Genomic DNA, 23,886 nt, shown 5'->3' on the forward strand with positions numbered 1-23,886 from the left:
AAGTAACTTAGACCAGTGTTGATCATTCAGCATTGTACGAGGCATAGCGAGAAGTAAATTTGGTTTGGCGATTAAATTTTACTTTCTCGCTATTTTTTTGAACAGAAAATGTCAACAGGCCCTAATAAAAATAAGCTTTTTTGAGGTAATAACAGGAAAAAATCGTTATTTTTCGAGGATGGCATGAAATTCGCTTTGTTCATTTTATTCCATCTGTCCAGCTTTGACCCATCCATTGAAGCAAATATGGGATGATGTGTTAAAGACTTCCTATAGCAATAAAACTTCAAGATCAAGAATAGGTACAAATTTGAAATCAGCACTTTTCAGCATGACAATTTTGGCCTTGGCCATGACTACGGGGCAAGCCTCTTGGGCAAAATCATCTGCACATCCGGATAAAGTTTTAAACTTGGCTTTCGAAGCACCTGATGATGGTTTTGATATGGTCAAAACCTATAATTTTTATAGTGGTAGCGTTGCTGAAGCCATTTTTGAACCTTTATTGCGTTATGACTATCTGGCGCGGCCTGCAATCTTGGCTCCAAATACAGCTGAATCTTTACCCAAGGTTGAGCAGGATGGCAAAGTTTATACCTTTAAAGTCAAGCCAGGAATTTATTTCAGTGATGATCCGGCATTTCAGGGCAAAAAGCGTGAACTGGTGGCGCGTGATTATATCTACTCCATGCAAAGGATCATGGATCCCAAAAATCATTCTCCTTCTTTTTCTTTTATCGAGGGAAAAATCCTTGGGGCAGATCAGATCATCCAGCAGGCTAAAAAAACTGGCAAGTTCAACTACGATGCACCTATTCCCGGTTTAAAAGCACTAGATAAATATACCTTACAAATTACCCTGACCCGTTCTGATTTGAATTTTCCGTATATTCTGGCCTATGTGGCTTTTAGTGGTACCGCCCGGGAAGTGATCGAACATTATGGTCATCGGGCAGGTCAGCATCCGGTTGGAACAGGAGCGTATCAGTTACACAAATATGTGCCGCGTAGCCGTATTGAACTGACCGCCAACCCGAATTATCGCGGTTTTGTCTGGAACTTTAAGGGCGATGGTTCCGAATGGGATCAACGTATTGTCAAAGCCATGCAAGGCAAGCAGATGCCGCAAATTGGCAAGGTCAAAATCAGTATTATTGAAGAGGAGCAGTCGCGCTGGCTGGCTTTAAAGTCTGGACAACTGGACTATGACAAACTCACTGCGAGCGGTGCCGAACAGGCACTGGAAAATAAGCAGCTGAAAAGTGAATACAAGAAAAAAGGCATCCTGCATTATCCGAATAAAGAACCGGAAATTACCTATACCATCATGAATATGCGTGATCCGTTAATTGGTGGAAATTCACTGGAAAAAATTGCCTTACGTCGTGCTCTTGCCTTGTCCTATAACCAGAAAGAAGCTATCCAGCAGCTGTACAAAGGTCATGCCGATAAAGCTGAAATGATTTTGCCAGAGGGCGTGGGTGGACATGACCCGAAGTATAAAAGCAGTATTGCTTATAACCCCTTACTGGCCAATAAACTGCTTGACCGCTTTGGCTATAAGAAAGGCGCTGATGGTTACCGCACCTTGCCCGATGGCAAACCTTTGATACTAAAAATGAATTCAACCAGTTCAAGCTCTTCGGTGATTTCTGCAGAGTTATGGAAAAAGAATCTGGATGCGATCGGGGTGCGAATTGAATTCAAGGTCAGTAATTTTGCTGACAATTTAAAAGAAGCCACTCAATGCAAACATATGATGTGGGGTGGAGCCTGGATTGCGGACTATCCTGAAGGGGAAAACTTTGCCCAGTTACTGTATGGGCCAAATGCGCAACAAGGCAACCTGAGTTGCTATACCTCAAAAGCCTATGACGCATTGTACCAGACTGCGATGAAACTGCCGCCGCAGCAGCGGACGCCATATTATGAGCAGATGAACCGTCAGATGGAAGCCGATAATCCATGGATTCTGCACAATACTCGTATACGTAACTGGTTGATTCATCCGCATGTACAGGGTTTTAAGGCCCATCCGGTGACCAGAGCAGTTTGGCAATATATGGATATTGAACCTGTTAAAAAATAACTTGAGAAGATTAAGAACCAGTATGAATGTGAATAAAAATACTTTAAAAAAACTGGCCAGTGGGGTGCTAATGGCTGGTTTGATGATGGCAGGGGGCGCGTCCACATGGGCTAGCAATCCTGCCAACCCGAATAAGGTTTTAAAAACAGTATTTCTGGCAGCTGAAACCGGTTTTAATCCGGGTTATATCCATGACCGTTATTCAGCCAAAATTAATGCCGCGATTTTTGAAACCTTATTTACCTATGATTATCTGGCCTCGCCAGCAAAATTAGTGCCATTGACTGCGGTCAGTCTGCCTCAAGTCAGTGCGGATGGCCTGACTTATACCATCAAAATCAAAAAGGGTATTTATTTTGCCAATGATCCGGTCTTTGGCGGTAAAAAACGTGAACTGACTTCGTATGACTATGCTTATAGCTTGAAACGTCTACTGGACCCAAAGCTGCATTCACCGAACAGCTGGTTGCTGGATGGCCGAATTAAAGGGCTGGACGCATGGATGGCCCTAACCAAAAAGAATGGCAAAGCCTATGAAAATCCGTTTGAAGGTATTCAGACCCCAGACCGCTATACCTTGATATTAAAGCTGAATAATCCGGATCAGAACTTTCCGATGTTGCTGGCACATGGGCCTGCCGCTGCAGTAGCTCGTGAAGTGATTGAAAAATATAAAGACAAAGCGGGTTGGGTCATGAATAGGCCAGTGGGAACTGGTCCTTATGTGCTCAGTCGCTGGACACCAGGCTCACGGATTATCTTAAAACCAAATCCAGCTTATCGTGGTTTTGTCTGGGACTTTAAAGCCAGTGGTGCAGAAGATCATGCCATTGTAAAAGCCATGCAGGGCAAAAAAATGCCTCAAATCGGCACTATTGATGTGCGTGTTATTGAAGAAGCGCAATCCCGGATGCTGGCATTTAAGAAGAATGAACTGGACCTGCTCGAAATTGAGGGCGATATCGTCGTACAAGCCCTCGATGGTGATAAATTAAAGCCTGAGCTGGCCCAGCAGGGAGTAAAGCTGTCACGTATTTTAGAGCCCTCCATTAGTTACCATTACTGGAATATGCAAAACCCGGTCGTGGGTGGTTTCGCACCAGAAAAAATTGCCTTACGTCGTGCCATGGCGATGGCATTTTCTGTAGAAAATATGATCAATGTATTACTTAAGGGAGATGGCGCAAAACTGCATATGCCTATTCCCCCAGGAGTAGCAGGCTATTCACCGTCCTATAAAAGCAGTATTCCCTATTCAGTCAAAGCAGCCAACATGTTGCTCGACCGCTATAACTACAAGATCGGTGCAGATGGCTGGCGAAAGACGCCTGAAGGTAAACCTCTGGTGATTGAACTGATTACTGGGAATACCAGTCGGGGCCAGCAGCAGGGTGAATTCTGGAAAAAGACCCTGGACAGTATCCATATTCAGCTGACCAGTAAGGCCATGCCATTCGCTGAAGGCATCAAGCTGGAAAAGCAATGTAAAACCATGTTTAAGAGTTCTGCATGGATTGCCGATTATCCGGATGCTGACAACTTTATGCAGTTGTTCTATGGCAAGAATGTCAATGTCACCAACAATGCCTGTTTCAAGCATCCTGAATTCGACCGTCTATACGAACAAACCCAGAGCATGCCGCCTGGACCGGAGCGTGATCTGCTCTACCGCAAAATGACCCGAATTCTAGAAGTCAACATGCCGACCCTGATGCTCTATAGCACCTACCGTAACGCTTTGACCCAACCCCAAATTATTGGACATAAGTCCCATCCGATTCTGTCTTCAGAATGGATGTATATCGATATTAATACGAAAAAGTAAGAAAAAATCTGGAGATGAATATGAAATCAAAATCTTTAAAATTAAGTACCTTATGTTTAATGATGATGGGGGGATATCAAGGTGTAGCGGCAGATACCCAAGTACAGCTGCTGCCATTATTCAAGGCTGCAGAAATTCCGTCTTTATGTGATGCCAGTCTGGACTCCATGCAAAAAGATATCCAGATATTTGAAAATAAGAAAATTAAAAATAAAGCCAAGGCCGGGCCTTATCTGGCTGAATGGGATGAATTGCATGCCAAAGCCCGTGATTTCGGTGCTGCAGTAGGGTTGTACAGTAATGTCGATCCGGATCCTGCATTGCGTCAGGCAGCCGATGACTGTGAACTTAAAATCAGCAAATACCAGACCACCCTGTATCAGAATCCGAAACTGTATGCCCAGTTCAAGAAACTGAAAGCCAGTGATCCGATTGATCAGAAATTTTTAGAAGATATTCTGGAGCAGTTTGAGAACACCGGGGTACAACTCAGTGCAGAAAAACAGAAACGACTGAAAGAAATTATTGAAGAAAGTACCAAACTGGGACAGGACTTTTCCAAAAATGTGCGGGATAACCCTGAAAAAGTTGAATTTACTCCAGCTGAAATGAAAGGCCTGCCAGAAAGTTACATCGCAAATTTAAAGAAAAATGAAAAGGGCAATTATCTGCTCGGCTTTGATTATCCGGAATACCAGCCTTTTATGGAGCTGGCAGAAAGTGATGAAGCACGCAAACGTTACCAGACCGCTTACACGCGTCGCGGGACCGAACAAAACCTGCAATTCATGAAAAAGGCCATTGATCTGCGTTATGAAATGGCACAACTTTTTGACAAGGAAAGCTATGCCCATTCTGCGCTTGAATTCCGCATGGCCAAAACTCCGGAAGCAGTGAACGGTTTTCTGGATGAGGTTTATGCCAAAGTTGCACCTCTAGAAAAGCAGGATGTAGAACAATTACGCCAGTTCAAGGCTGAAACTTTAAAAGTTCCGTTAGAGAAAGCAGAAATTACACGCTGGAATCAGGGTTATTGGAGTGAAAAACTGCGTCAGGCCAAATACAAGGTAGACCAGGAAAAATTGCGGGATTATTTCCCGACAGAAGCATCGCAAAAATGGTTATTCTCTATTTCTTCGGAACTCTATGGCATTGAGTTCAAGCCGGTGAAAGTCAAGGCCTGGCATGATGAAGTGGAATATTATGCGGTACATGACAAGGCTACGGGCGAATTCCTGGGCGGATTATATGTTGATAAATACCCGCGTGAAGGCAAATATGGGCATGCAGCTGTCTGGGGAGCTTATGGCGGCAGTACCCTGAATCAGCGTCGTCCGGTATCGGTACTGGTGACCAATTTTAACCGTAAGGGCTTGAACAGCAATGAACTGGAAACCTTTGTGCATGAAATGGGTCATGCCTTGCACGGGATTCTTTCGAAGACCCGCTATACAGAACAATCTGGTACTTCGGTAGAGCGTGACTTTGTTGAAGCGCCGTCACAGATGTACGAAGAGTGGGCACGTCGTCTGGAAACCTTGTCAAAAGTAGCAGATTACTGTGAGCCGACATGTCCTCGGGTGGATGCTGCCATGACCGAGCGCTTAAAGAATGTGAAGAATTACGGCCGAGGCCTGCATTATGCCCGTCAGGCTTTATATGCCCAATATGATATGGCCTTGCATGGTAAAGATGCAAAAAACATTGAGCCTTTAAAACTCTGGCAGGATATGGAAGGCAAGACCGCCTTGGGTTATGTCAGCGGTCAGCAGTTCCCGGGACAGTTCGGGCATCTGATGGGCGGCTATCAGGCAGGTTACTACAGCTATATGTGGTCTGAAGTCATTGCCCTGGATATGCTTTCATCCTTTGGTGATCAGCTCATGGACAAGAAAGTCGGTGCGCATTATCGTAATACGGTCCTGGCTCAAGGCGGACAAAAGCATGGCGAGCAAATGGTGAAAGACTTCTTGGGTCGTGATCCGGACAGCAAAGCTTTCTTTAATGAAATCTCTGGAAAAAATTAAGGAAGGCAAGCGATGCTGGCATATATTATTCGACGGCTTTGGCAAATGATCCCGACCATGCTCGGGGTGATTTTGCTGATATTCCTGCTGTTTAACTGGGTGGGCGGAGACCCTGCCTATATTCTGGCCGGTAAAATGGCCAATGCGGAACAGATTGAGAACATCCGTCAGCAACTGGGTGTGGATCAACCGTATTACGTACAACTCTGGATCTTTATCAAGCAGATTTTAACCTTTGATTATGGGGTGAGCTGGAGTACCGGAGAATCGGTGGCACAGATTATTACCACACGTTTGGGGCCGTCACTGACCATTCTGATTCCACTGACCATTCTGCAAACCATTATTTCTATCATTCTGGCTTTGGGTGTGGCTTCGGTTCGTGGTTCTTTGACCGATCGTATGATCATGATGCTGTGTACGATCGGTATGTCGATCAGTATTCTGGTGTACATCATTGTGTTCCAGTATTTCCTGGCTTATGAATTGAGCTGGTTCCCAGTACAGGGCTGGAGCGATAATTTCGCTGATAATCTTTTCAAATACGCCTTGCTACCTGTGCTGATTATGTTGGTGGTGAGTATTGCACCAACACTACGCCTGTATCGTAGTTTCGTACTGGATGAAGTTAATCAGGACTATGTACGTACTGCGCGTGCCAAAGGCCTGGGTGAAAACCGTATCATGGGCGTGCATGTCCTGCGCAATGCCTCCATTCCGATTATTACCGATGTGATGGCAGGACTTCCGGCACTGCTGATCGGTGCTTTCCTGATTGAGCGTTTTTTTGGTATTCCGGGAATTGGCCGTGAAGTCATTATTGCAGTAGAACGTTCCGATTTTCCGGTGATTAAAGCGATTACGGTCTATGTCGCTGCTGCGACCATGATATTCAACCTGATTGCCGATCTGATCTATAAATGGGTCGATCCGCGTGTACAGTTGAAGTAGGTGAATTATGCTGAGTGCGATATTTAAAAAAGAACAAGCGGCTGAAGCAGCACCTGAATCGGCTTCAACAGGCTTATGGCAACTGGCCATGCGCCGTTTGAAACGTGACCGGATTGCCATGTTTTCCCTGTATGTGGTGCTGTTTTATCTGCTGCTGCTGGTACTGTCAATGAGCGGCCTGATTGCCAAAGACTGGAATAAAGAAGTAGCGGTCAGCTATGCACCGCCGAGTTTTATCAGTGCAGCGCCAGTTCCGGCTGGATCTGATGCAGAACAGGGTACAGAATCTGTTGCTGTACCGGTCAATCCAGTTGATCCTTTAAAAGATGTCATTGCTGAATTGAATGCTGAAATTGCTGCTGAGCAGGGTGCTGGTGCGGGCATCGATTATTATGGCGTGGTCGATCCGCTGGCAGAAGACATGAAGGCCATTAATCAGGAGCTCGGCGGCCAGCTGATGGATGAAAGTGGGGAACTCAAGCAAAGTCTAGTCTTCGGTGCAGATAAATGGGGACAGGATGTTTTACAGAAAACCATCAAGGGGGCTGAAACCTCGATTCTGGTTGGATTGATTGCAGCCTTTGTCGCTGTACTGATTGGGACTGCACTGGGTGCAATAGCAGGGTATTTTGGTGGTTGGGTCGATGATGTCCTCAACTGGTTTTATAATATCTTTACCTCAATTCCCTATCTGTTGCTGGTTTTGGCCATTGCCGCAGTGTTACAGCAGAAAGGTATTTTATCAATCATCCTGATTTTAGGTCTGACTGGCTGGACCGGGGTCTTCCGTTTGGTTCGTGCCGAATACATGAAACATACGGCACGTGAATATGTGCTGGCTGCCAAGGCGATTGGCGTGAGTAATATGCGTCGTATGTTTGTCCATATTTTTCCCAATGTCAGCCATATTGCCCTGGTACAGATGTCTATTCTGGTGGTGGCATTTATCAAGTCTGAAGTCATTTTGAGCTTCCTTGGTTTCGGTGTGCCTATCGGGGTAGTGTCATGGGGCAGTATGCTAAATGAAGCGCAAAGCGAGCTGATTTTGGGTAAATGGTGGCAACTGGCGGCAGCCTCAATCGCCATGGCGGTATTGGTGACTGCTTTCTCGATGTTTACCGATGCACTCCGTGATGCATTAGATCCAAAACTGAAATAGGAGCGCAACGATGTCTGAAATCAATCCAAGCACAGTACCTGCGTTACTTCGCGTAGAAAATCTGCGAGTCAGTTTTAAAGGTGAATATAAAGAATATATTGAGACCGTAAAAGGGGTTTCTTTCGAGATTCCGGCCAATACCACGGTTGCACTGGTAGGTGAGTCGGGGAGTGGCAAGTCGGTTACTTCTCTCGCCACTATGGGCCTGCTTCCGGCAGAAAGCGCACGTATTTCAAAAGATAGCCAGATCATCTTTGAAGGGAAAAACCTGCTCAAGCTTAAAACCCGTGAAATGCGCCAGATGTGTGGCAAAGACATTGCCATGATTTTTCAGGAGCCGATGTCTTCGCTAAATCCGGTATTTACAGTAGGCATGCAGATTGCAGAAATCCTGCAACTACATTTGGGCATGAATAAAAAACAGGCGCGGCAACGTACCCTGGAGCTCCTCAAAGAAGTGGGGATCCCTGCGCCAGAAACTAAAATTGATGCCTATCCGGGGCAGCTTTCCGGTGGACAGCAGCAACGCGTCATGATTGCCATGGCCATTGCTTGTGAACCTAAACTGTTGATTGCAGATGAACCGACCACAGCCCTGGATGTGACTATTCAAAAGCAGATTCTGGACTTGCTGGAATCGCTGCGTCAGCGTCGCCAGATGTCGATGCTGTTTATTACCCATGATCTGGCATTGGTTGGTGAAATTGCCGATCAGGTGATTGTGATGCGCCATGGGGAAATCCGTGAACAGGGTCCGGTTCGGGAGGTGCTGGACCGGCCTCAGGACATGTATACCAAAGCCTTGTTGCACTGCCGCCCGCAACTCTCGCAACGTCCGCTACGTTTGCCGATGATTAGTGATTTTATGAAACAGGATGGCTCAACCTGGCTGGAAGATATCCGCCTGAATACTCAGCTTCCGCAACGTTCACGTGGACTAAAAGGCGGAGAGGAAATTATTCTGGATGTACGGGATCTGAAAAAATCTTTTTATAGTCGTAAAGGACTGTTTGGCAAAGATGAGTTTCAAGCAGTAAAAGGAATTTCTTTCCAACTGGCCAAAGGCAAGACCTTAGGGCTGGTCGGGGAATCTGGTTCGGGTAAAACCACCATCGGTTTATTGCTGATGCGTCTGCAACAGGCTACGGGCGGTAAAGCACTGTTTCAGGGTCGGGATATTTTGGACATGTCGGAACAGGAATTTACCCAGTATCAACGTAAAATCCAGATCATTTTCCAGAATCCCTATGCTTCTCTAAATCCACGTTTTACTGTTGGACAAATCCTGATGGAACCGATGCAGATTCATAAAATTGGTCAGGATGATGCAGAGCGCAAACAAATGGCCTTGGATCTGTTGGAGCGGGTCAGCTTGCCTGCACAGGCTTTTTATCGTTACCCGCATGAGTTTTCAGGTGGTCAGCGTCAGCGAATTGCGATTGCACGTTGCCTGACCTTAAAACCCGAGATTTTAATCTGTGATGAATCGGTCTCGGCGCTGGATGTATCAGTACAGGCGCAGGTGCTAAATTTACTGCAAGATTTACAGGATGAATTTGGTCTGAGCTATATCTTTATTTCGCATGATTTGTCGGTGGTTAAATATATTTCTGATCAGATCATGGTGATGAATCATGGGGAGCTGGTAGAAATCGCCAATTCAGATGAGCTGTATCAATCGCCACAGCATGAATATACCAAGCGTTTACTCGGTGCCATTCCGCAAGGGATTCCACAAAGTGCCTGATGCATAAGGCATAAAAAAGTCAGGCAATGTGCCTGACTTTTTTTATTTATCTTAATTAAAACTTTTTAAAGCCTTTGTTGACGCCATATGGACGGCGCGGCGCATTTTCATCACGCTCTTCACGGCGGCCGAAACCTTGATCAGGACGGTTTTCACGACGTACAAACTGAGTGCCATTCTGGTTTTCAGCTCTGTCACGACGACCATAAGCATTGTCATCACGACGCTCACGGCCAGTATTATTTTGTGGTTGCTCATCACTGTCACGACGTTGCTGACGCAAGAAACCGCCACGGCGTGCAGCCATCGGCTTGTCTTGCATACGCTCGTTACGGCGTTTCGCCATACCAAACAAACCAGTACCTTGACGTGGTTTCAATTCCACAGCTTTGGTCAGGTTGTCGATATCGTTTTTATCCAGTTCAATCCAGCGACCGGTACGCAGTTCGCGTGGCAAAATCACAGTACCATAACGGGTACGCAGTAGACGGCTGACTTTCAGGCCTTGTGATTCAAAGATACGACGTACTTCACGGTTACGACCTTCTTTTACTACCACCTGGAACCAACGGTTGATCCCGTCACCACCGAGTTCAGAGAAAGATTCGAATTTTGCCGGACCATCGTCTAGCACCACGCCTTTGAGCATGTTGTTGCGAATTTGTGGTGTAACTTCACCCATGACACGAACTGCATATTCACGTTCGATTTCATTCGATGGGTGCATCAAGCGATTCGCAAGTTCACCATCATTTGTGAATAAAAGCAGACCGGTCGAGTTAATATCCAGACGACCCACCATTACCCAGCGATCGCCCGGAATAGCAGGCAGCTGTTCAAATACAGTCGGACGGTTTTCAGGATCGCTACGTGAGCAGATCTCGCCTTCAGGCTTGTAGTAAATAATGACACGACGACGGATTTCGTCTTCAATCTGGAAGGCAACTTTACGACCATCGATGCGAAGCTCATCACCTGGTTCGATTCGTTCACCCACTTGGGCAATTTGCCCGTTGACACTTACACGACCCGCGGCAATGACTTCTTCCATATAACGGCGAGAACCCAAACCAATGCGTGCAAGCACCTTTTGCAACTTTTCACTCATGACAGCATAACCTTAGAAATAATTATCAACAGTTCACCTATTTATGACTTCGGTGCATTCGCATCGAGGGCCATAAAAGCTTCCTTGGCATCCTGCAGGGGAGGCAATTGGCCCAAACTATTCAGGCCAAACGCATTTAAAAATTGTGGCGTTGTCATTAACAACGCAGGTCTTCCAGGGAGTTCACGAAATCCAGACTCTTTAATCCAGTTCCAGTCAAACAGCGTACGCAAGTTTTGACTGTTATTCGTGACACCACGAATTTGTTCAATATCCGCTCGGGTCACTGGCTGGTGATAAGCAATCACCGCAAGCGTCTCTAGTAATGAAGGCGACAAGCGAGCCGGTCGCTCAGGCCAGGTCTGTGCAATAATATTACGATATTTTGCACGCACTTGAAAACGATAACCTTGTGCTGTTTCAATCAGTTCGATTGAACGGCCATGCATCAGCATGGAAAGTTGTTGTAAATACTGACGTAATTCCTGCTTGCTATAGCGATCTTGAAAAGCTTCTTTCAGACGAGCCAATGAAACCGCAGAGTCGCTGGCAAAAATAATGGCTTCAAGCTGCATTAATACTTCATGCAGATTATCTTCTGCAGATAACAGCGTATTTTGATCGAGTGTCATTGACTGGCTCCTTGAATTGCGAGCGGGGCTTCAATACCTGTAGCAATAATCTGAATTTTTTGTTGTCTGGTTAGTTCCAGCACTGCCATAAAGGTCACCACCATACCCATACGGCCTTGGCTCGGTTTTAACAAGTCCTTAAAACTGAGCACTGCGCCAGTTTCAATACGACTTTCAATATAGGCAATCCGTTCCTCTAACAGTACCGGTTCCTGTTGCACCTGATGAATCACCGGTTCAGGATGGTTAAATATACAAAGCAAGGCATCACGCAATAAATCGCTTGAATAGCCTTCATTCGGCTGCTGGATTTCGCCCAGACTGACATTGGTGGTGAAAGTGTCACGTTCCAGAATCGGCATCTGGCCCAGACGTTCTGCTGCCTGTTTAATTCTTAAATAATTTTCTAAACGGTCAATCAGTTCTTGTTTTGGATCCTGCTCAATCGCAGTCAGGCTTTTTGGTTTTGGTAATAGCAAACGCGATTTCAGATCTGCCAGTAAAGCCGCCATCACCATATAGTCGGCCGTCAGCTCGATATTCAGGGATTTCATCGCGTCCATATAAGACAAATACTGTGCTGCAATCGGCGCGATATCGACCTGTAACAGATCAAAACCGTTTTTTTGAATCAGGTAAATTAAAAAGTCGAGTGGGCCTTCAAAATGTTCTAATAAGATTTCAAATGCCGCTGGAGGAATATACAGATCCTCTGGAATTGTATCCTGCCATTCATCCAGAACCCGAATGTGCGGAGCAGATTCCATAGTGTTATGGATAATTTGAGTCATTACAATTATAGGCCACGCGAATTTTCAAAGGCATGCAAAGGCTTGATTTTCGGTATCTGATCGAAAGAAAAGCACAGGATTAAGCGTTGTCATTGTACTGGAAAAGTAACTTTAAATAAATTAAATAAGCTGTCAAAGCCATAAAAACTTAAAAAAATAATGGAATTTATCAGCTCTTTCAAAATAGCACCGAGAAAAATGGCAGAATTGGGCAGCAAATGCCACGGTGATTTTTAGGTTAAATTGGCTCTCATAATTAAGCGTATCTGGTAGATGATGCCAGTTGATTCACTTCAAAAAAACTCGATCAATACAATGACTCTCATTAAAAGAGAAAATAAGCTAGCTGGCAGGTATTGAATGATTTTTAAACGGATTTCCCATTAAAAAACATAAAATTAATAAGTATTAATAAAATATTTCCCCGTAATTTTTGGTCAAAAATCCCGCTATACTCTCGAAAAATAGTCAAGAATCACAAAAATCAATAAAAAGGTGAAGAAAGCATGCCACTTATTCTGGTTGTTATTGGGATGATCGCATTCGGGGGATTTTGGGCTTATCCCAAATATCAGATTATGCAGCTTGAAGATGAAGCACGCACAGGGCTGAAATCAGGCGGATTTTCAGCTTTTGCGGAACAGGCCCGACCTGTCATGCAGGCCATGAAAATGGATTTTAGTGTGCTGGATCAATATCCCAATATCCGTTTTTACATGCGGCATATGGCCTATGAGGGCGACCAGCTGGATGAGCGGATTAAACTGGATATGCAAGCTATGTCTTGTGAGTCAATCAATTCCTTTAAAGTCATGGAACCCAAGGCACGCACAGCGATGTTGAATGTACTGGAAGAAGATCAGATTATTTTTCATGTGTATCTGAAAAATAAACTGGGTCAAGAGCTCATGCATCATGAACAGAAGCTATCGCAATGTCCAAATTTCATTGCGGTTCGTCATTATGAACGTGCTTCGGATTCTTAAACTGTCTTTGCCAGCCACTGCATACCTGTCGAATTGAAAAGAATAAAACTGCAACCTCTCACCATATGCTGTTTTAGATTTTCATGGTGAGGAATGATTGTATTCCTTGGTCGCAAATTCAATGATACGTTGGCAAGTCTCTGCCAGGCATACGTTCTGGTTTGAATAGATCTGCAACAACTGTCTCACTAGAGCCAACGTCAGGAAAAATTGGTACTCAGTATGATCAATATTTATAGTGAGATGGGGAGAAGGATGTGCTTCGACCAGGGCTGCCTTGGATTGCAGTGTCCAAGGCAGTTCTGCATAGATCAAATCCTGTACAGAAAATTCATGCTGATTCAGGAGCAAGTAAAATAAATCCATTTATTCTGAGTCCTTCAATGTTTGTAGGAAATTCTCAGACCTCATTTATTCAAAGGCGCTGACATCTCCCATACCACGACGAATCACTTCTGGATGATCACCAGATAAATCTACAATAGAGGTCGTGCTCAAGGTGCCTAAACCACTATCTACAAAAACATCAATGCGTTTGCCCAGCTGCATTTCAATATCATAAGGATCATCGAGTGGGTCAGTCTGTCCCGGTAAAATCAGGGTAGAAGTCAATAACGGCTCACCGAGTTCTTTGAGTAACAGCTGACATACCGGATTATTCGGAATGCGCAGGCCAATAGTTTTCTTCTTGGGATGCATCAACCGACGTGGCACTTCACTGGTCGCAGGTAAAATAAAGGTCGTGATGGCCGGTGTATTATTTTTCAGCAAACGGTACATGGCATTGTCCACTTTGGCATAAGTGGCAATATCGGATAAATCACAGCACAGAATCGCATATTGATGCTTTGGGCCCAAACCACGAATTTGCGCAATCCGCTCCATGGCACTCTTGTTCCCAATCTGGCAACCAATCGCATAGGCCGCATCAGTGGGATAGACCACCACATCACCCGCACGGATACGTTCCACTGCCTGACTGATTAAGCGGGGTTGCGGATTGTCTGGGTGTACGCGTAAATGCAGCATAGAGACTACTCCAAGCTTGGGCTGATGACTTATTATGTGGCGCTCAGGCAAGATCTGGCAATCATAAAAAAGGTAGATTTGTGTAATTTAATCAAGCATTTCACGTATAAATTCATCAGATTGTAAACTTTTGCCACCTCTGATGCAGATACAGATACATTGGATAAAGCGCGCTGCATCACATGGAAGTTTGGCTGTACCATTAAAATAAGCCTGTACTTGAGCGTAGACATTATCTTTAAAGCTGGCACCATCACCGCCGTCGCCAGTCAGGTTATCCAAAGAAACCCGAAATTTACGGCCAAAAGCCTGGGCAAACATCCACTCAATTGCCTGTGGCTTGATTTCCACCTGTTCAAATAAAGCCTGCTGTTCACGGGTCCGCCCATCCGGGGCATACCAGTAACCCAGATCAGGCAGCAGGCGGCGTTTGTCTCCGGCAATGGTCCAGTGGCTGATTTCATGCAAAGCGCTATTAAAGAAACTATGGGCAAACTGGATCCGGGCAGGACTGTTTGTACTTGCAGGGAAATATTCTGGTTCAAATTCGCCACGCACTAAAGTGACATTTAAATGGGAAAACCAGTGATTAAAGTGTAAGATGAGCCAGTCCACCTGCTGCGCTTCTGACGATAAATTCGCCCATGGCGAGAGTTGCACTTGTTGTGTTGAACTGTCAGAATCAAGGCTTGGAATTGTGCTAACGAGTGATGAAACATTCACTTCTGTTTGCGGCTGCAACAGATGCATGACTTGAGTTACCCAAATGGTCTGTCGAAATAAGTACAAAATTGTATCTTAATCTTTGACAGAGTACTGATGAATTTGTAGAATTGCCGCCTTAATTATGTCAGCAAATACCTTTCCGGCACAGATTGAGCCGTTTAAATGGGCTGAACAGGGCTTTAAATGGTCAGGTCAACTGCCTTTATCCCGCTTTGTTCGTATCGCTCGTGAAGCTGTTGGATCAATTGATGATCAATTGATTAACATAGACTGTAAGCTATCAATGGATGCCTATCATCGTATTGCATGGCTAGATGGTCACGTTGAAACAAAAGTTCCTATGGAATGCCAGCGTTGTCTGGAAACTGTAGAAATTGAACTGGTTTCTTCGTTCCATTTGGCACTTGTGGATGATGAGTCACTGATAGAGCGCTTGGATGAGGATGCTGATTTCATCGTCCTAGGTGAAAGTGAAGCAACGACCAAAGGTGATTATGATGCACCGGCGACCGCTGATTTGCTCGCGCTGATAGAAGATGAACTGTTATTGTTGATGCCGTTGTCGCCTAAACATGAGTTTTGTGAACATAAGCATCAACCTGCCGTAGAAGAAGTGGCTGAAGAAAAACGGGACAACCCGTTTGAAGTTTTGGCTGCTTTGAAGGGTAAACTTAACTAATTTTTGTGTTATACTCTTGTGTATAAGACAATCGAATTTGTTCTGATCCATTTTTTCGATCTTTGTAAGGAGCCATCATGGCCGTTCAGCAAAACCGTAAAAGTCGCTCTCGCCGTGACATGCGCCGTTCACATGACGCTTTAACCGAGAATGCATTAACTGTAGACCAAGCTACTGGCGAGACTCACCGTCGTCACCACGTATCTAAAGATGGTATCTACCGTGGTCGTCAATTATTCGCTAAAGCATCTGCTGAATAATTGGTGATGTATTAAGCGTCAAGCTTAGTAGAAAAAATGGGAGCATTTAGCTCCCTTTTTTTTGTCTTTGATTTTTAGGTGTATCGGTTTTTTGTTGTATTTGGCAATTACCGCCGACAAAATTACATGCTAAATTGCGCTCCACAATGATTTAGGTGGTCTTATTGGTCAGTCTTCTTGTTAGGATTGAAGAAGCACACCTCTTGAATGAAAGGATTTTATTATGTCTGCTACACCACTCGAACAAGCAGCGCCAGCAACAAAAACTGCATTTGTGTTTCCGGGTCAGGGTTCCCAAAAAGCTGGTATGCTGGCTGAGCTTGCAGAACAGTTTGCGAGTATTCGCGAGACATTTGCAGAAGCATCTGAAGCCGTCGGTTTTGATCTGTGGCAGATTGCGCAAACTGGCGAAGGTCTGGATCAAACCGAATTTACCCAGCCGGTATTGCTGACTGCAAGTATTGCCTTATGGCGCGTGTGGTTGGAATCTGGCGGTGTAGCACCGAAATATCTGGCAGGCCATTCACTGGGTGAATATAGCGCACTGGTCGCATCGGGTGCTTTAAGCCTAGGTGATGCTGCGAAGCTGGTGAACCTGCGTGGCAAATTGATGCAAACTGCTGTACCTCAGGGTGTGGGTGCAATGGCTGCCATTTTGGGTCTGGACGATGCCAAAGTGATTGAGCTGTGTGCACAAGCAACTGCAGCAGGCGAAGGCTCTGTCGAAGCAGCGAACTATAATGCGCAAGGGCAAGTAGTCGTTGCAGGCAATAAAGATCGCGTTGAAGCAGTCATGGCACTGGCCAAAGAAAATAGCGCCAAAGCGATTGCACTGCCGGTATCGGTTCCATCGCACTGTTCATTGATGAAACCTGCGGCAGAACAGTTTGCACCCGCATTGGAACAAACCGCCATTGAGCTGCCACGCATTCCTGTATTACAAAATGTAGGCGCTGAAGCTGCGGCGGATGTCCCTGCATTGCGTCAGGCTCTCACTGCGCAGTTATATCAATCGGTACAATGGACCAAAACGCTGCAATTCCTGCAAGATGAGGGGATTGAGTACATCGTAGAATGTGGTCCGGGTAATGTATTGAGCAATCTGGCGAAACGCTTGCCGAATATTCAAAAAGCACTTCCACTAGACAGTCAATCCCGTCTGGAAGATGCATTAAACACCGTATTGGCGGCAGAAGGGAAAAGTGCATGACACAGGAACGTAAAGTTGCTCTGGTAACAGGTGCAAGTCGTGGTATTGGTGCTGCGATCGCACAACAGTTGATTCAAGATGGTTATTTTGTCGTAGGTACTGCAACGTCTGAAGTGGGTGCGGAAAAATTATCTGCACAGTTTGCTGAAAATGGCGCTGGAAAAGTACTAGATGTGCGTGATGGTGCGGCGATTGATGCGCTGGTAACGGACATCGAACAGAACTATGGTCCAGTCCTTGCGTTGGTCAATAATGCCGGTATTACCAAAGACAATTTGCTGCTGCGTATGTCTGAAGATGACTGGGATGATATTTTAAATATTCACCTGAAAGCAGTTTACCGTTTGTCTAAGCGCGTACTCAAAGGCATGACCAAGGCGCGTTTCGGTCGCATCATCAACATCAGTTCTGTGGTGGCACACTTTGCCAACCCGGGTCAGGCCAACTATTCTGCTGCCAAAGCAGGTATTGAAGCATTTAGCCGTAGCCTTGCCAAAGAAATGGGTAGCCGTCAGATTACCGTAAACTCGGTAGCACCAGGTTTTATTGCGACTGAAATGACTGAGCAGCTAAGCGAAGAAATTCGTAAAAAGATGACTGAGCAGGTGGCATTAAACCGTTTAGGTGATCCGCAGGATATCGCAAATGCCGTAAGTTTCTTGGCTTCGGATAAAGCCAGTTACATTACTGGTACAGTTATGCATGTAAATGGGGGCTTATACATGAGCTAAGCTCAAGTATAAACTTTCCAAATTTTTTAGATTCAATTAAACTAACGGCATTAAAAACGCCACAAGCAATGAGGAGAATTCCTGTGAGCGATATCGAACAACGTGTTAAGCAAGCAGTTGCAGAACAACTTGGTATCAAAATCGAAGAGATTAAAAACGAAGCATCTTTCATGGATGACTTAGGTGCAGATTCTCTAGATCTAGTTGAACTTGTTATGTCTTTCGAAAATGATTTCGACATCACGATTCCTGATGAAGATTCTAACGAAATCACAACTGTTCAATCTGCAATTGACTACGTTTCTAAGAAACTAGGTTAATCGCCGATTTCAGCTTTGCTGAACATAAAGACCACCCTAGAGGTGGTTTTTTTGTGTCTGCTTTTCACATGAATGGAGGTTTTACAATTCATTACCTTTCTGTCACCAATGACTAACTATCTCTCTAGAGTTTTCATTATAAAAATAAGAGTGATGTGACATTAACAACAAGAATGGAGTCCGCTATGGGTCTTTTTGATTTTGTAAAAGGTATCGGTAAGAAGAATACAGCTGCTGCGGAACCACAGGCTGCACCTACAACGACAACGCCGGCTGCAGCACAACCTGCGGAGCCTTCTGCTCAGGAAGTGGCAAATAAATTACTCGGCCATGTGAAAAGTCTGGGCCTTCCGATCACTGGTTTATCCATCAGTTATAATTCAGCCTCGGATCTGGCCACGGTCAGAGGTCAGGTGCAAAGTCAGGCCGATCGTGAAAAAATTATTCTGGCGGTGGGGAATATTGATCATGTGGCCAAAGTGGATGATCAGCTTACGGTCAGCAGCCCTGAACCGGAAAGCAAATTCTATACGGTAAAATCGGGGGATAGCTTGTCAAAAATCTCGAAAGAATTTTATGGTGATGCCAATCAGTACAATAAGATCTTTGAGGCCAATCGCCCATTGCTCAAAGATGCTGATGATATTTTCCCGGGACAGGTACTCCGTATTCCTGCTTAAGGTTTAATAAGTCCAATCAATGTTCAATCTCAAAGCCCCGTTTGGGGCTTTGTTGTTTTTGCTGGTAGCTTTAGAAATTCAAAATCATTAAATACCCAAGTCCAGATATAAACTTTCTTTGACTTCTTCCATCACTACATAACTATGTGAAGATGCAGAAGCGGGCAGTTTTTTCAGTAAATCCCCCAGTAAACGGCGATAAGCACTCATTTCTTTTAAACGTGCTTTGACCAGATAATCAAAATCACCGGAAATTAAATGGCATTCCAGGACTTCTGGAATCTCAGTCAGATTACGAGCCACCTGATCAAAGACATCTCCTGATTTGGCGGAGAGTTTGATTTCCAGAAAAACCAGCAGGTTGCGCTCCAGCATTTCCGGATTTAAACGGGCGTAATAGCCCATGATGATGCCTTCGCGCTCTAGCCGTTTTACCCGCTCTGAACAGGGCGTGGTCGATAGATTGACGCGTGCTGCAAGTTCGCTAATGGCAATCCGGCCATCGCGTTGCAGGATATCCAGAATCATGCGGTCAATGCGGTCTAATTTGCGCATCAATATTTCCCTCTTTTTTTTAATTCTGCCCGAAAAAATATTTATTTCACTGAATATACAGTCTGAATATAGTGAATTTAACTATTAAAGCAAAAATATACTAGTGAAATAAACTGAAAAGATGTTTGAGGGTTAAGGTAATGCGCGTATTGGTTTTAGGTAGTGGTGTGATTGGTGTGGCAAGCGCTTACTATCTGGCGCAGCAGGGAGCGACCGTGACTGTGTTGGATCGTCAGGCAGGTCCGGCGCAAGAAACCAGCTTCGGTAATGCCGGGCAGATTTCTCCAGGATATTCGACCCCTTGGGCTGCACCAGGTATTCCATTTAAGGCAGTCAAATGGATGTTTCAGCATCATGCACCGTTGGCGATTAATGTCGATGGCAGCTTGTGGCAATTGCAGTGGATGGCACAAATGCTGAAAAACTGTAATGCGCAGCATTATGCAGTCAATAAAGAACGGATGGTGCGTGTGGCTGAATATAGCCGTGACTGTTTGCGTAATTTGCGCCGTGATATTGGCATCTCTTATGAAAACCGTTCAAAAGGCACTTTGCAGATTTTCCGTAAAGATGCGCAGCTGGATGCGGTGCAGCGCGATATTGAAGTTCTGAAAGAAACCGGAGTTGAATTTGAACTACTGGACCGCGATGGATTGGCGCGTGTAGAACCGGCATTGGCACAGGCAAAAGACAAACTGGTAGGTGGTCTGCATTTACCCAATGATGAAACAGGTGACTGCTATCTGTTTACCAATGCCCTGGCAGAACATGCCAAAGGGATGGGTGTAGAGTTTAAGTTCAATCAAAATGTTGAAAAGCTGATTGTAGAAGGTGACCAGATCAAAGGTGTTCTGGTGAATGGTCAGGTACTCACGGCAGATAAATATGTGCTGGCCTTTGGTAGTTATTCACGTGATTTCCTCAAACCGCTTGAACTGAATTTACCGGTCTATCCGGTGAAAGGTTATTCACTGACCATTCCGATTTTAGATCCGGCCTATGCACCACAATCTACAGTACTGGATGAAACCTATAAAATTGCGATTACCCGTTTCGACCAGCGCATCCGCGTAGGGGGAATGGCTGAACTGAGCGGTTTTAATTTGGGTCTGAATGAAGATCGTCGCGGCACGCTGGAAATGGTGACCCGTGATTTATTCCCGGGGGGTGACATGAATCAGGCCAGCTTCTGGACAGGCCTGCGTCCAATGACCCCGGACAGTACGCCAATTATTGGGAAAACCCGTTTTAAAAACCTGTTCCTGAATACTGGACATGGCACGCTGGGTTGGACCATGGCCTGCGGTTCAGGGAAATTAATCAGCGATCTGGTTTTGGCACGTGATCCTGAAATTAGTACCGAAGGATTGTCATTGGCGCGCTATCACCAGGCGGCTTAAGACTATCTGAGGCGGAATATTCAAGGAGGAATGTATGCCACGTCCCATTACTGCAATTATCCATCAACAGGCGCTTGCGCATAATTTAAGTGTGGCGCGCCAATGTATGCCCAATAGTCAGGTATTTGCCGTGGTCAAGGCCAATGCCTATGGGCACGGGATTGAACGGGTCTATGCGGCACTTCAAGGTGCGGACGGTTTTGCCTTTCTGGATATTGAAGAGGGTAAACGACTGCGTGCGCTGGGATGCAAGAAGCCGTTGCTATTGCTCGAAGGTATTTTTGCTCTAGCGGATTTATTTGAATGTGCGAAGAATGAAATGAGCTTTGCCATTCATTCCTCGCATCAAGTGCAATGGTTGAAACAGTTTGCCGAAATAGTGCCAGATGCACAGTTTGATGTGTTTTTGAAAATGAACAGCGGTATGAACCGTCTGGGTTTTGAGCCACAGCAATATGCAGAGATCTGGCAGGAGCTGCATCAACTAAATAATGTCCGTTCAATCACGCATATGACCCATTTCTCCGATGCGGATGGTGAGCGTTTTGGATTGGATGGAATTGAACATCAACATTTCATTTTTAATAAAACGATTCAGGGGTTTGAAGGTAAAACATCACTCAGCAATAGCGCAGCCATTCTGCGGCATCATCAAACCCTCCATTCCGATATCGTACGTAGCGGCATCATGCTTTATGGTAGTTCGCCAGATTATCCAACACACACGATTCAAGACTGGAATTTGCAACCGAGCATGAGCTTACGCAGTGAAATTATCGCCATTCAAATGATCCAGGCAGGTCAGAGCATTGGCTATGGTTCCAAATTTATTGCCACACAGGATATGCGGATCGGGATTGTGGCCTGTGGTTATGCGGATGGTTATCAACGGTTATCGGCGACCGGTACGCCCGTGCTGGTCGATTCAATCAAAACACAGACATTAGGTCGGGTCAGTATGGATATGCTGGCGGTAGATCTGACTGCGCTGCCGCAGGCGAATGTGGGGAGTGAAGTGGTACTTTGGGGACGATCTTCCCAAGGTGTGGCTTTGCCGATTGATGAGGTGGCGGCCAGTTCAGGCACGATTGGCTATGAGCTGATGTGTGCGGTGACCGCCCGGGTTCATTTCCAGATTGACGCTTAAATTTTTAATTTAAATTTTATTTAAATATCCCAAATAAGGAAGATTAGCATGACACAGGACAATACAGCCATTCAGCGACTCAACAGCAATCAAATCATGAGTGCGGTGACGATTCATCATCAAACTGTGTATCTATCAGGTCAGGTGCCGAATAGCACAGATCTGGATGTACGCGGCCAAACACAGGAAGTCTTTGCAAAAATTGAGGAATTGCTCGCACTGGCAAATACTGATAAAAGCCGGCTGATTTCTGCACAATTATTTGTCAAGCATCTGGATGATTTTCAAACCGTGAATCAGCTTTGGGTAGAATGGTTACAAGGTCATGGCACGCCGGCACGTGCTACGATTCAGGCAGATTTGGTCAATCCGGACTGGCTGATTGAAATTGCAGTTATTGCAGCTCAAGCTTAATTGAATTTTTGATATTGAAATCTCCCATGCAATGATTTAAGTCGTTTTAGTGCAGTAAATCTCACTGAATAGCGCAGTAAAAAGTATGAAAATGTCATAATAAGCGTTCGAGGACTGAACGTTGTAAATTCAGCTTGATGCTGTTGTAAAGATTAAAAAGGATGTAAAAATGAAAACCACCCCGGACACAGAAGACGTAAAATCGTCGCCGCATGAGTTACAACGAAAACTCTCTAACCGACATTTACAGTTAATCGCCATTGGTGGCTGTATCGGTACCGGCCTGTTTATGGGATCGGGAAAAACCATCTCCCTGGCAGGTCCTTCAATTTTGATCATTTATATGATCATTGGTGGCATGTTCTTCTTCCTGATGCGTGCGTTGGGTGAAATGCTGTTGTCCAATCTGCATTACAAATCCTTTATTGATATGGCCCATGACCTGATCGGGCCGGGTGCTGGCTATTATATTGGCTGGTCATACTGGCTGGGTTGGGTGCTGGTAGGGATTGCCGATCTCGCGGCGATTATTAACTACTTGAGTTTCTGGCTGCCCGAAGGCATGGCCTTTACCCCGATGGGGCAGGCCATGATTAGTGTGGGTTGTGTGCTGTTTATTCTCGCGATTAACCTAGTCACGGTAAAACTGTTTGGTGAGATTGAATTCTGGTTTGCACTGATCAAGATTTTAGCTATTCTCGGTTTGATCTTTGTCGGTGGTTATATGGTGTTTAGCGGTTTTCAGGCACCGAGTGGCGCCGTCGCCAGCTTTAGTAATGTCTGGGCACATGGTGGTTTATTTCCCAAAGGCTTTACCGGTTTTCTGGCAGGCTTCCAGATTGCCATGTTTGCCTTTGTCGGGGTGGAACTGCTCGGTACGATGGCGGCAGAAACCAAAGATCCAGAAAAGAATTTACCTAAAGCGGTCAACGCCATTCCTACGCGGATCATTCTGTTCTATGTATTGTCATTGCTGATGATCATGTCAGTCACACCGTGGCATCTGATTCCTGCGGATCAAAGTCCTTTTGTGAGTTTGTTTCTGTATGCCGGTATTCCAACTTCAGCCATTATCATGAACCTGGTGGTGTTGTCGTCAGTGATGTCCTCTATGAACAGTGGCGTATTCTCGACCAGCCGTATGTTGTTTGGTCTGGCACGTGACGGACAGGCGCCTCAAGCTTTGGCGCGGTTATCTAGCAGAGCTGTACCAGCCACAGGGTTATTTTTCTCCTGTGCTTTTATTATGTTGGGGGCAGCATTTCAGTATTTTGTACCAAACACCATGGAAGCTTTGGTGGTGTTTCAAAAAGTATGCTGAAAAAAAGCAGGTTGGATTTTGATAAAATAGAGAAATGCGAATAACTCTAGAAATCAAGTGTCCAGCCTGCCTAAGTGACAGTATAAAGAAAAATGGCAC

24 protein-coding genes are annotated in these 23,886 nt (G+C 45.2%); 17 read left to right on the forward strand and 7 right to left on the reverse strand.

Translation table 11 applies throughout. From position 1 onward, the window contains the following. Nucleotides 1–331: 331 nt before the first annotated feature. Genes AC1P5O_RS12945 through AC1P5O_RS12970 form a run of 6 tightly spaced genes read left to right on the forward strand, consistent with a single transcriptional unit; the run spans nt 332 to nt 9,798 of the window. Nucleotides 332–2,089, forward strand: coding sequence for an ABC transporter substrate-binding protein (locus AC1P5O_RS12945; RefSeq protein WP_262457580.1), 1,758 nt, complete (start codon nt 332–334; stop codon nt 2,087–2,089). Between the two features lie 22 nt (nt 2,090–2,111). Then, the gene (locus tag AC1P5O_RS12950) at nt 2,112–3,914 is read left to right on the forward strand and encodes an ABC transporter substrate-binding protein (protein WP_348942054.1); all 1,803 of its coding nucleotides are present in this window, start codon (nt 2,112–2,114) and stop codon (nt 3,912–3,914) included. A 20-nt stretch (nt 3,915–3,934) separates the two neighbouring features. Further along, nucleotides 3,935–5,941, forward strand: a complete 2,007-nt coding sequence (locus AC1P5O_RS12955) for a M3 family metallopeptidase (RefSeq protein ID WP_039901978.1) — start codon at nt 3,935–3,937, stop codon at nt 5,939–5,941. A gap of 12 nt (nt 5,942–5,953) precedes the next feature. Next, on the forward strand, nt 5,954–6,892 hold the full coding sequence (locus tag AC1P5O_RS12960) for an ABC transporter permease (protein ID WP_004279216.1): 939 nt from the start codon (nt 5,954–5,956) through the stop codon (nt 6,890–6,892). 7 nt (nt 6,893–6,899) lie between these two features. Continuing rightward, on the forward strand, nt 6,900–8,051 hold the full coding sequence (locus tag AC1P5O_RS12965; RefSeq protein WP_004279217.1) for an ABC transporter permease: 1,152 nt from the start codon (nt 6,900–6,902) through the stop codon (nt 8,049–8,051). A 10-nt stretch (nt 8,052–8,061) separates the two neighbouring features. After that, the gene (locus AC1P5O_RS12970; RefSeq protein ID WP_262457578.1) at nt 8,062–9,798 is read left to right on the forward strand and encodes an ABC transporter ATP-binding protein; all 1,737 of its coding nucleotides are present in this window, start codon (nt 8,062–8,064) and stop codon (nt 9,796–9,798) included. Nucleotides 9,799–9,853: 55 nt separating this feature from the next. On the opposite strand, the gene rluB is transcribed toward AC1P5O_RS12970, so the two are convergent. The 3 genes from rluB to AC1P5O_RS12985 are packed head-to-tail and all read right to left on the reverse strand — an operon-like array spanning nt 9,854 to nt 12,329. After that, nucleotides 9,854–10,906: a 23S rRNA pseudouridine(2605) synthase RluB gene (gene rluB / locus AC1P5O_RS12975; protein ID WP_262457576.1), complete on the reverse strand. Its 1,053-nt coding sequence runs from the start codon at nt 10,904–10,906 to the stop codon at nt 9,854–9,856. 41 nt (nt 10,907–10,947) lie between these two features. After that, nucleotides 10,948–11,538: an SMC-Scp complex subunit ScpB gene (scpB, locus tag AC1P5O_RS12980; protein WP_005104832.1), complete on the reverse strand. Its 591-nt coding sequence runs from the start codon at nt 11,536–11,538 to the stop codon at nt 10,948–10,950. Continuing rightward, the gene (locus AC1P5O_RS12985) at nt 11,535–12,329 is read right to left on the reverse strand and encodes a segregation and condensation protein A (protein WP_262457574.1); all 795 of its coding nucleotides are present in this window, start codon (nt 12,327–12,329) and stop codon (nt 11,535–11,537) included. Before AC1P5O_RS12985 ends, scpB begins: the two co-directional genes overlap by 4 nt. A gap of 506 nt (nt 12,330–12,835) precedes the next feature. Here AC1P5O_RS12985 and AC1P5O_RS12990 point away from each other — a divergent pair. Then, nucleotides 12,836–13,315, forward strand: a complete 480-nt coding sequence (locus AC1P5O_RS12990) for a hypothetical protein (RefSeq protein WP_191112323.1) — start codon at nt 12,836–12,838, stop codon at nt 13,313–13,315. 81 nt (nt 13,316–13,396) lie between these two features. Here AC1P5O_RS12990 and AC1P5O_RS12995 read toward each other — a convergent pair whose 3' ends face one another. From AC1P5O_RS12995 to AC1P5O_RS13005, 3 genes are all read right to left on the reverse strand, one after another. After that, nucleotides 13,397–13,681 (reverse strand): hypothetical protein, encoded by a 285-nt coding sequence (locus AC1P5O_RS12995; protein ID WP_153566864.1) that lies wholly within the window; start codon nt 13,679–13,681, stop codon nt 13,397–13,399. 45 nt (nt 13,682–13,726) lie between these two features. Next, nucleotides 13,727–14,344, reverse strand: coding sequence for an L-threonylcarbamoyladenylate synthase (locus tag AC1P5O_RS13000; protein ID WP_004730625.1), 618 nt, complete (start codon nt 14,342–14,344; stop codon nt 13,727–13,729). A gap of 87 nt (nt 14,345–14,431) precedes the next feature. Beyond that, nucleotides 14,432–15,133 carry an elongation factor P hydroxylase gene (locus AC1P5O_RS13005; RefSeq protein ID WP_499006129.1) on the reverse strand — a complete coding sequence of 234 codons (702 nt, stop codon included), beginning with the start codon at nt 15,131–15,133 and terminating at the stop codon, nt 14,432–14,434. A 58-nt stretch (nt 15,134–15,191) separates the two neighbouring features. Here AC1P5O_RS13005 and AC1P5O_RS13010 point away from each other — a divergent pair, with 58 nt between their 5' ends. From AC1P5O_RS13010 to lysM, 6 genes are all read left to right on the forward strand, one after another. Continuing rightward, on the forward strand, nt 15,192–15,749 hold the full coding sequence (locus tag AC1P5O_RS13010; protein WP_004279226.1) for a YceD family protein: 558 nt from the start codon (nt 15,192–15,194) through the stop codon (nt 15,747–15,749). A 77-nt stretch (nt 15,750–15,826) separates the two neighbouring features. After that, nucleotides 15,827–16,009, forward strand: a complete 183-nt coding sequence (rpmF, locus tag AC1P5O_RS13015; protein ID WP_004279227.1) for a 50S ribosomal protein L32 — start codon at nt 15,827–15,829, stop codon at nt 16,007–16,009. Between the two features lie 223 nt (nt 16,010–16,232). Beyond that, nucleotides 16,233–17,219 (forward strand): ACP S-malonyltransferase, encoded by a 987-nt coding sequence (fabD, locus tag AC1P5O_RS13020; RefSeq protein WP_243474869.1) that lies wholly within the window; start codon nt 16,233–16,235, stop codon nt 17,217–17,219. Beyond that, nucleotides 17,216–17,950, forward strand: coding sequence for a 3-oxoacyl-ACP reductase FabG (gene fabG / locus AC1P5O_RS13025; RefSeq protein ID WP_191112325.1), 735 nt, complete (start codon nt 17,216–17,218; stop codon nt 17,948–17,950). The genes fabD and fabG overlap by 4 nt, the downstream gene beginning before the upstream one ends. A gap of 83 nt (nt 17,951–18,033) precedes the next feature. After that, complete coding sequence (gene acpP, locus AC1P5O_RS13030) at nt 18,034–18,270, forward strand: acyl carrier protein (protein ID WP_004646101.1); 237 nt, start codon at nt 18,034–18,036, stop codon at nt 18,268–18,270. A gap of 185 nt (nt 18,271–18,455) precedes the next feature. Further along, entirely contained in the window at nt 18,456–18,950 is a 495-nt protein-coding gene (gene lysM, locus AC1P5O_RS13035) for a peptidoglycan-binding protein LysM (RefSeq protein WP_191112326.1), read from the forward strand. An 87-nt stretch (nt 18,951–19,037) separates the two neighbouring features. Here the strand turns inward: lysM and AC1P5O_RS13040 are convergent, their stop codons facing one another. Continuing rightward, complete coding sequence (locus AC1P5O_RS13040) at nt 19,038–19,505, reverse strand: Lrp/AsnC ligand binding domain-containing protein (RefSeq protein ID WP_004646102.1); 468 nt, start codon at nt 19,503–19,505, stop codon at nt 19,038–19,040. Between the two features lie 140 nt (nt 19,506–19,645). Here AC1P5O_RS13040 and AC1P5O_RS13045 point away from each other — a divergent pair, with 140 nt between their 5' ends. From AC1P5O_RS13045 to AC1P5O_RS13060, 4 genes are all read left to right on the forward strand, one after another. Further along, nucleotides 19,646–20,905: a D-amino acid dehydrogenase gene (locus AC1P5O_RS13045; protein ID WP_004646103.1), complete on the forward strand. Its 1,260-nt coding sequence runs from the start codon at nt 19,646–19,648 to the stop codon at nt 20,903–20,905. A gap of 34 nt (nt 20,906–20,939) precedes the next feature. Next, nucleotides 20,940–22,052 (forward strand): alanine racemase, encoded by a 1,113-nt coding sequence (gene alr, locus AC1P5O_RS13050; protein WP_262457564.1) that lies wholly within the window; start codon nt 20,940–20,942, stop codon nt 22,050–22,052. Between the two features lie 48 nt (nt 22,053–22,100). Continuing rightward, entirely contained in the window at nt 22,101–22,466 is a 366-nt protein-coding gene (locus AC1P5O_RS13055) for a RidA family protein (protein WP_262457562.1), read from the forward strand. Nucleotides 22,467–22,635: 169 nt separating this feature from the next. Then, nucleotides 22,636–23,787: an amino acid permease gene (locus tag AC1P5O_RS13060; protein WP_499006132.1), complete on the forward strand. Its 1,152-nt coding sequence runs from the start codon at nt 22,636–22,638 to the stop codon at nt 23,785–23,787. Nucleotides 23,788–23,886 lie beyond the last annotated feature (99 nt).

The organism is Prolinoborus fasciculus, from assembly GCF_056724605.1.

Coding starts and splice junctions, on each gene's coding strand:
- AC1P5O_RS12960 (WP_004279216.1), top strand. CDS start 5,954: ATGCTGGCATATATTATTCGACGGCTTTGGCAAATGATCCCGACCATG.
- AC1P5O_RS13045 (WP_004646103.1), top strand. CDS start 19,646: ATGCGCGTATTGGTTTTAGGTAGTGGTGTGATTGGTGTGGCAAGCGCT.
- AC1P5O_RS12985 (WP_262457574.1), bottom strand. CDS start 12,329: ATGACTCAAATTATCCATAACACTATGGAATCTGCTCCGCACATTCGG.
- fabD (WP_243474869.1), top strand. CDS start 16,233: ATGTCTGCTACACCACTCGAACAAGCAGCGCCAGCAACAAAAACTGCA.
- AC1P5O_RS13010 (WP_004279226.1), top strand. CDS start 15,192: ATGTCAGCAAATACCTTTCCGGCACAGATTGAGCCGTTTAAATGGGCT.
- AC1P5O_RS12950 (WP_348942054.1), top strand. CDS start 2,112: ATGAATGTGAATAAAAATACTTTAAAAAAACTGGCCAGTGGGGTGCTA.
- AC1P5O_RS13040 (WP_004646102.1), bottom strand. CDS start 19,505: ATGCGCAAATTAGACCGCATTGACCGCATGATTCTGGATATCCTGCAA.
- AC1P5O_RS12965 (WP_004279217.1), top strand. CDS start 6,900: ATGCTGAGTGCGATATTTAAAAAAGAACAAGCGGCTGAAGCAGCACCT.
- AC1P5O_RS12995 (WP_153566864.1), bottom strand. CDS start 13,681: ATGGATTTATTTTACTTGCTCCTGAATCAGCATGAATTTTCTGTACAG.
- AC1P5O_RS12970 (WP_262457578.1), top strand. CDS start 8,062: ATGTCTGAAATCAATCCAAGCACAGTACCTGCGTTACTTCGCGTAGAA.
- rpmF (WP_004279227.1), top strand. CDS start 15,827: ATGGCCGTTCAGCAAAACCGTAAAAGTCGCTCTCGCCGTGACATGCGC.
- lysM (WP_191112326.1), top strand. CDS start 18,456: ATGGGTCTTTTTGATTTTGTAAAAGGTATCGGTAAGAAGAATACAGCT.
- AC1P5O_RS12955 (WP_039901978.1), top strand. CDS start 3,935: ATGAAATCAAAATCTTTAAAATTAAGTACCTTATGTTTAATGATGATG.
- alr (WP_262457564.1), top strand. CDS start 20,940: ATGCCACGTCCCATTACTGCAATTATCCATCAACAGGCGCTTGCGCAT.
- AC1P5O_RS13000 (WP_004730625.1), bottom strand. CDS start 14,344: ATGCTGCATTTACGCGTACACCCAGACAATCCGCAACCCCGCTTAATC.
- AC1P5O_RS13055 (WP_262457562.1), top strand. CDS start 22,101: ATGACACAGGACAATACAGCCATTCAGCGACTCAACAGCAATCAAATC.
- rluB (WP_262457576.1), bottom strand. CDS start 10,906: ATGAGTGAAAAGTTGCAAAAGGTGCTTGCACGCATTGGTTTGGGTTCT.
- scpB (WP_005104832.1), bottom strand. CDS start 11,538: ATGACACTCGATCAAAATACGCTGTTATCTGCAGAAGATAATCTGCAT.
- AC1P5O_RS12990 (WP_191112323.1), top strand. CDS start 12,836: ATGCCACTTATTCTGGTTGTTATTGGGATGATCGCATTCGGGGGATTT.
- AC1P5O_RS12945 (WP_262457580.1), top strand. CDS start 332: ATGACAATTTTGGCCTTGGCCATGACTACGGGGCAAGCCTCTTGGGCA.
- AC1P5O_RS13060 (WP_499006132.1), top strand. CDS start 22,636: ATGAAAACCACCCCGGACACAGAAGACGTAAAATCGTCGCCGCATGAG.
- fabG (WP_191112325.1), top strand. CDS start 17,216: ATGACACAGGAACGTAAAGTTGCTCTGGTAACAGGTGCAAGTCGTGGT.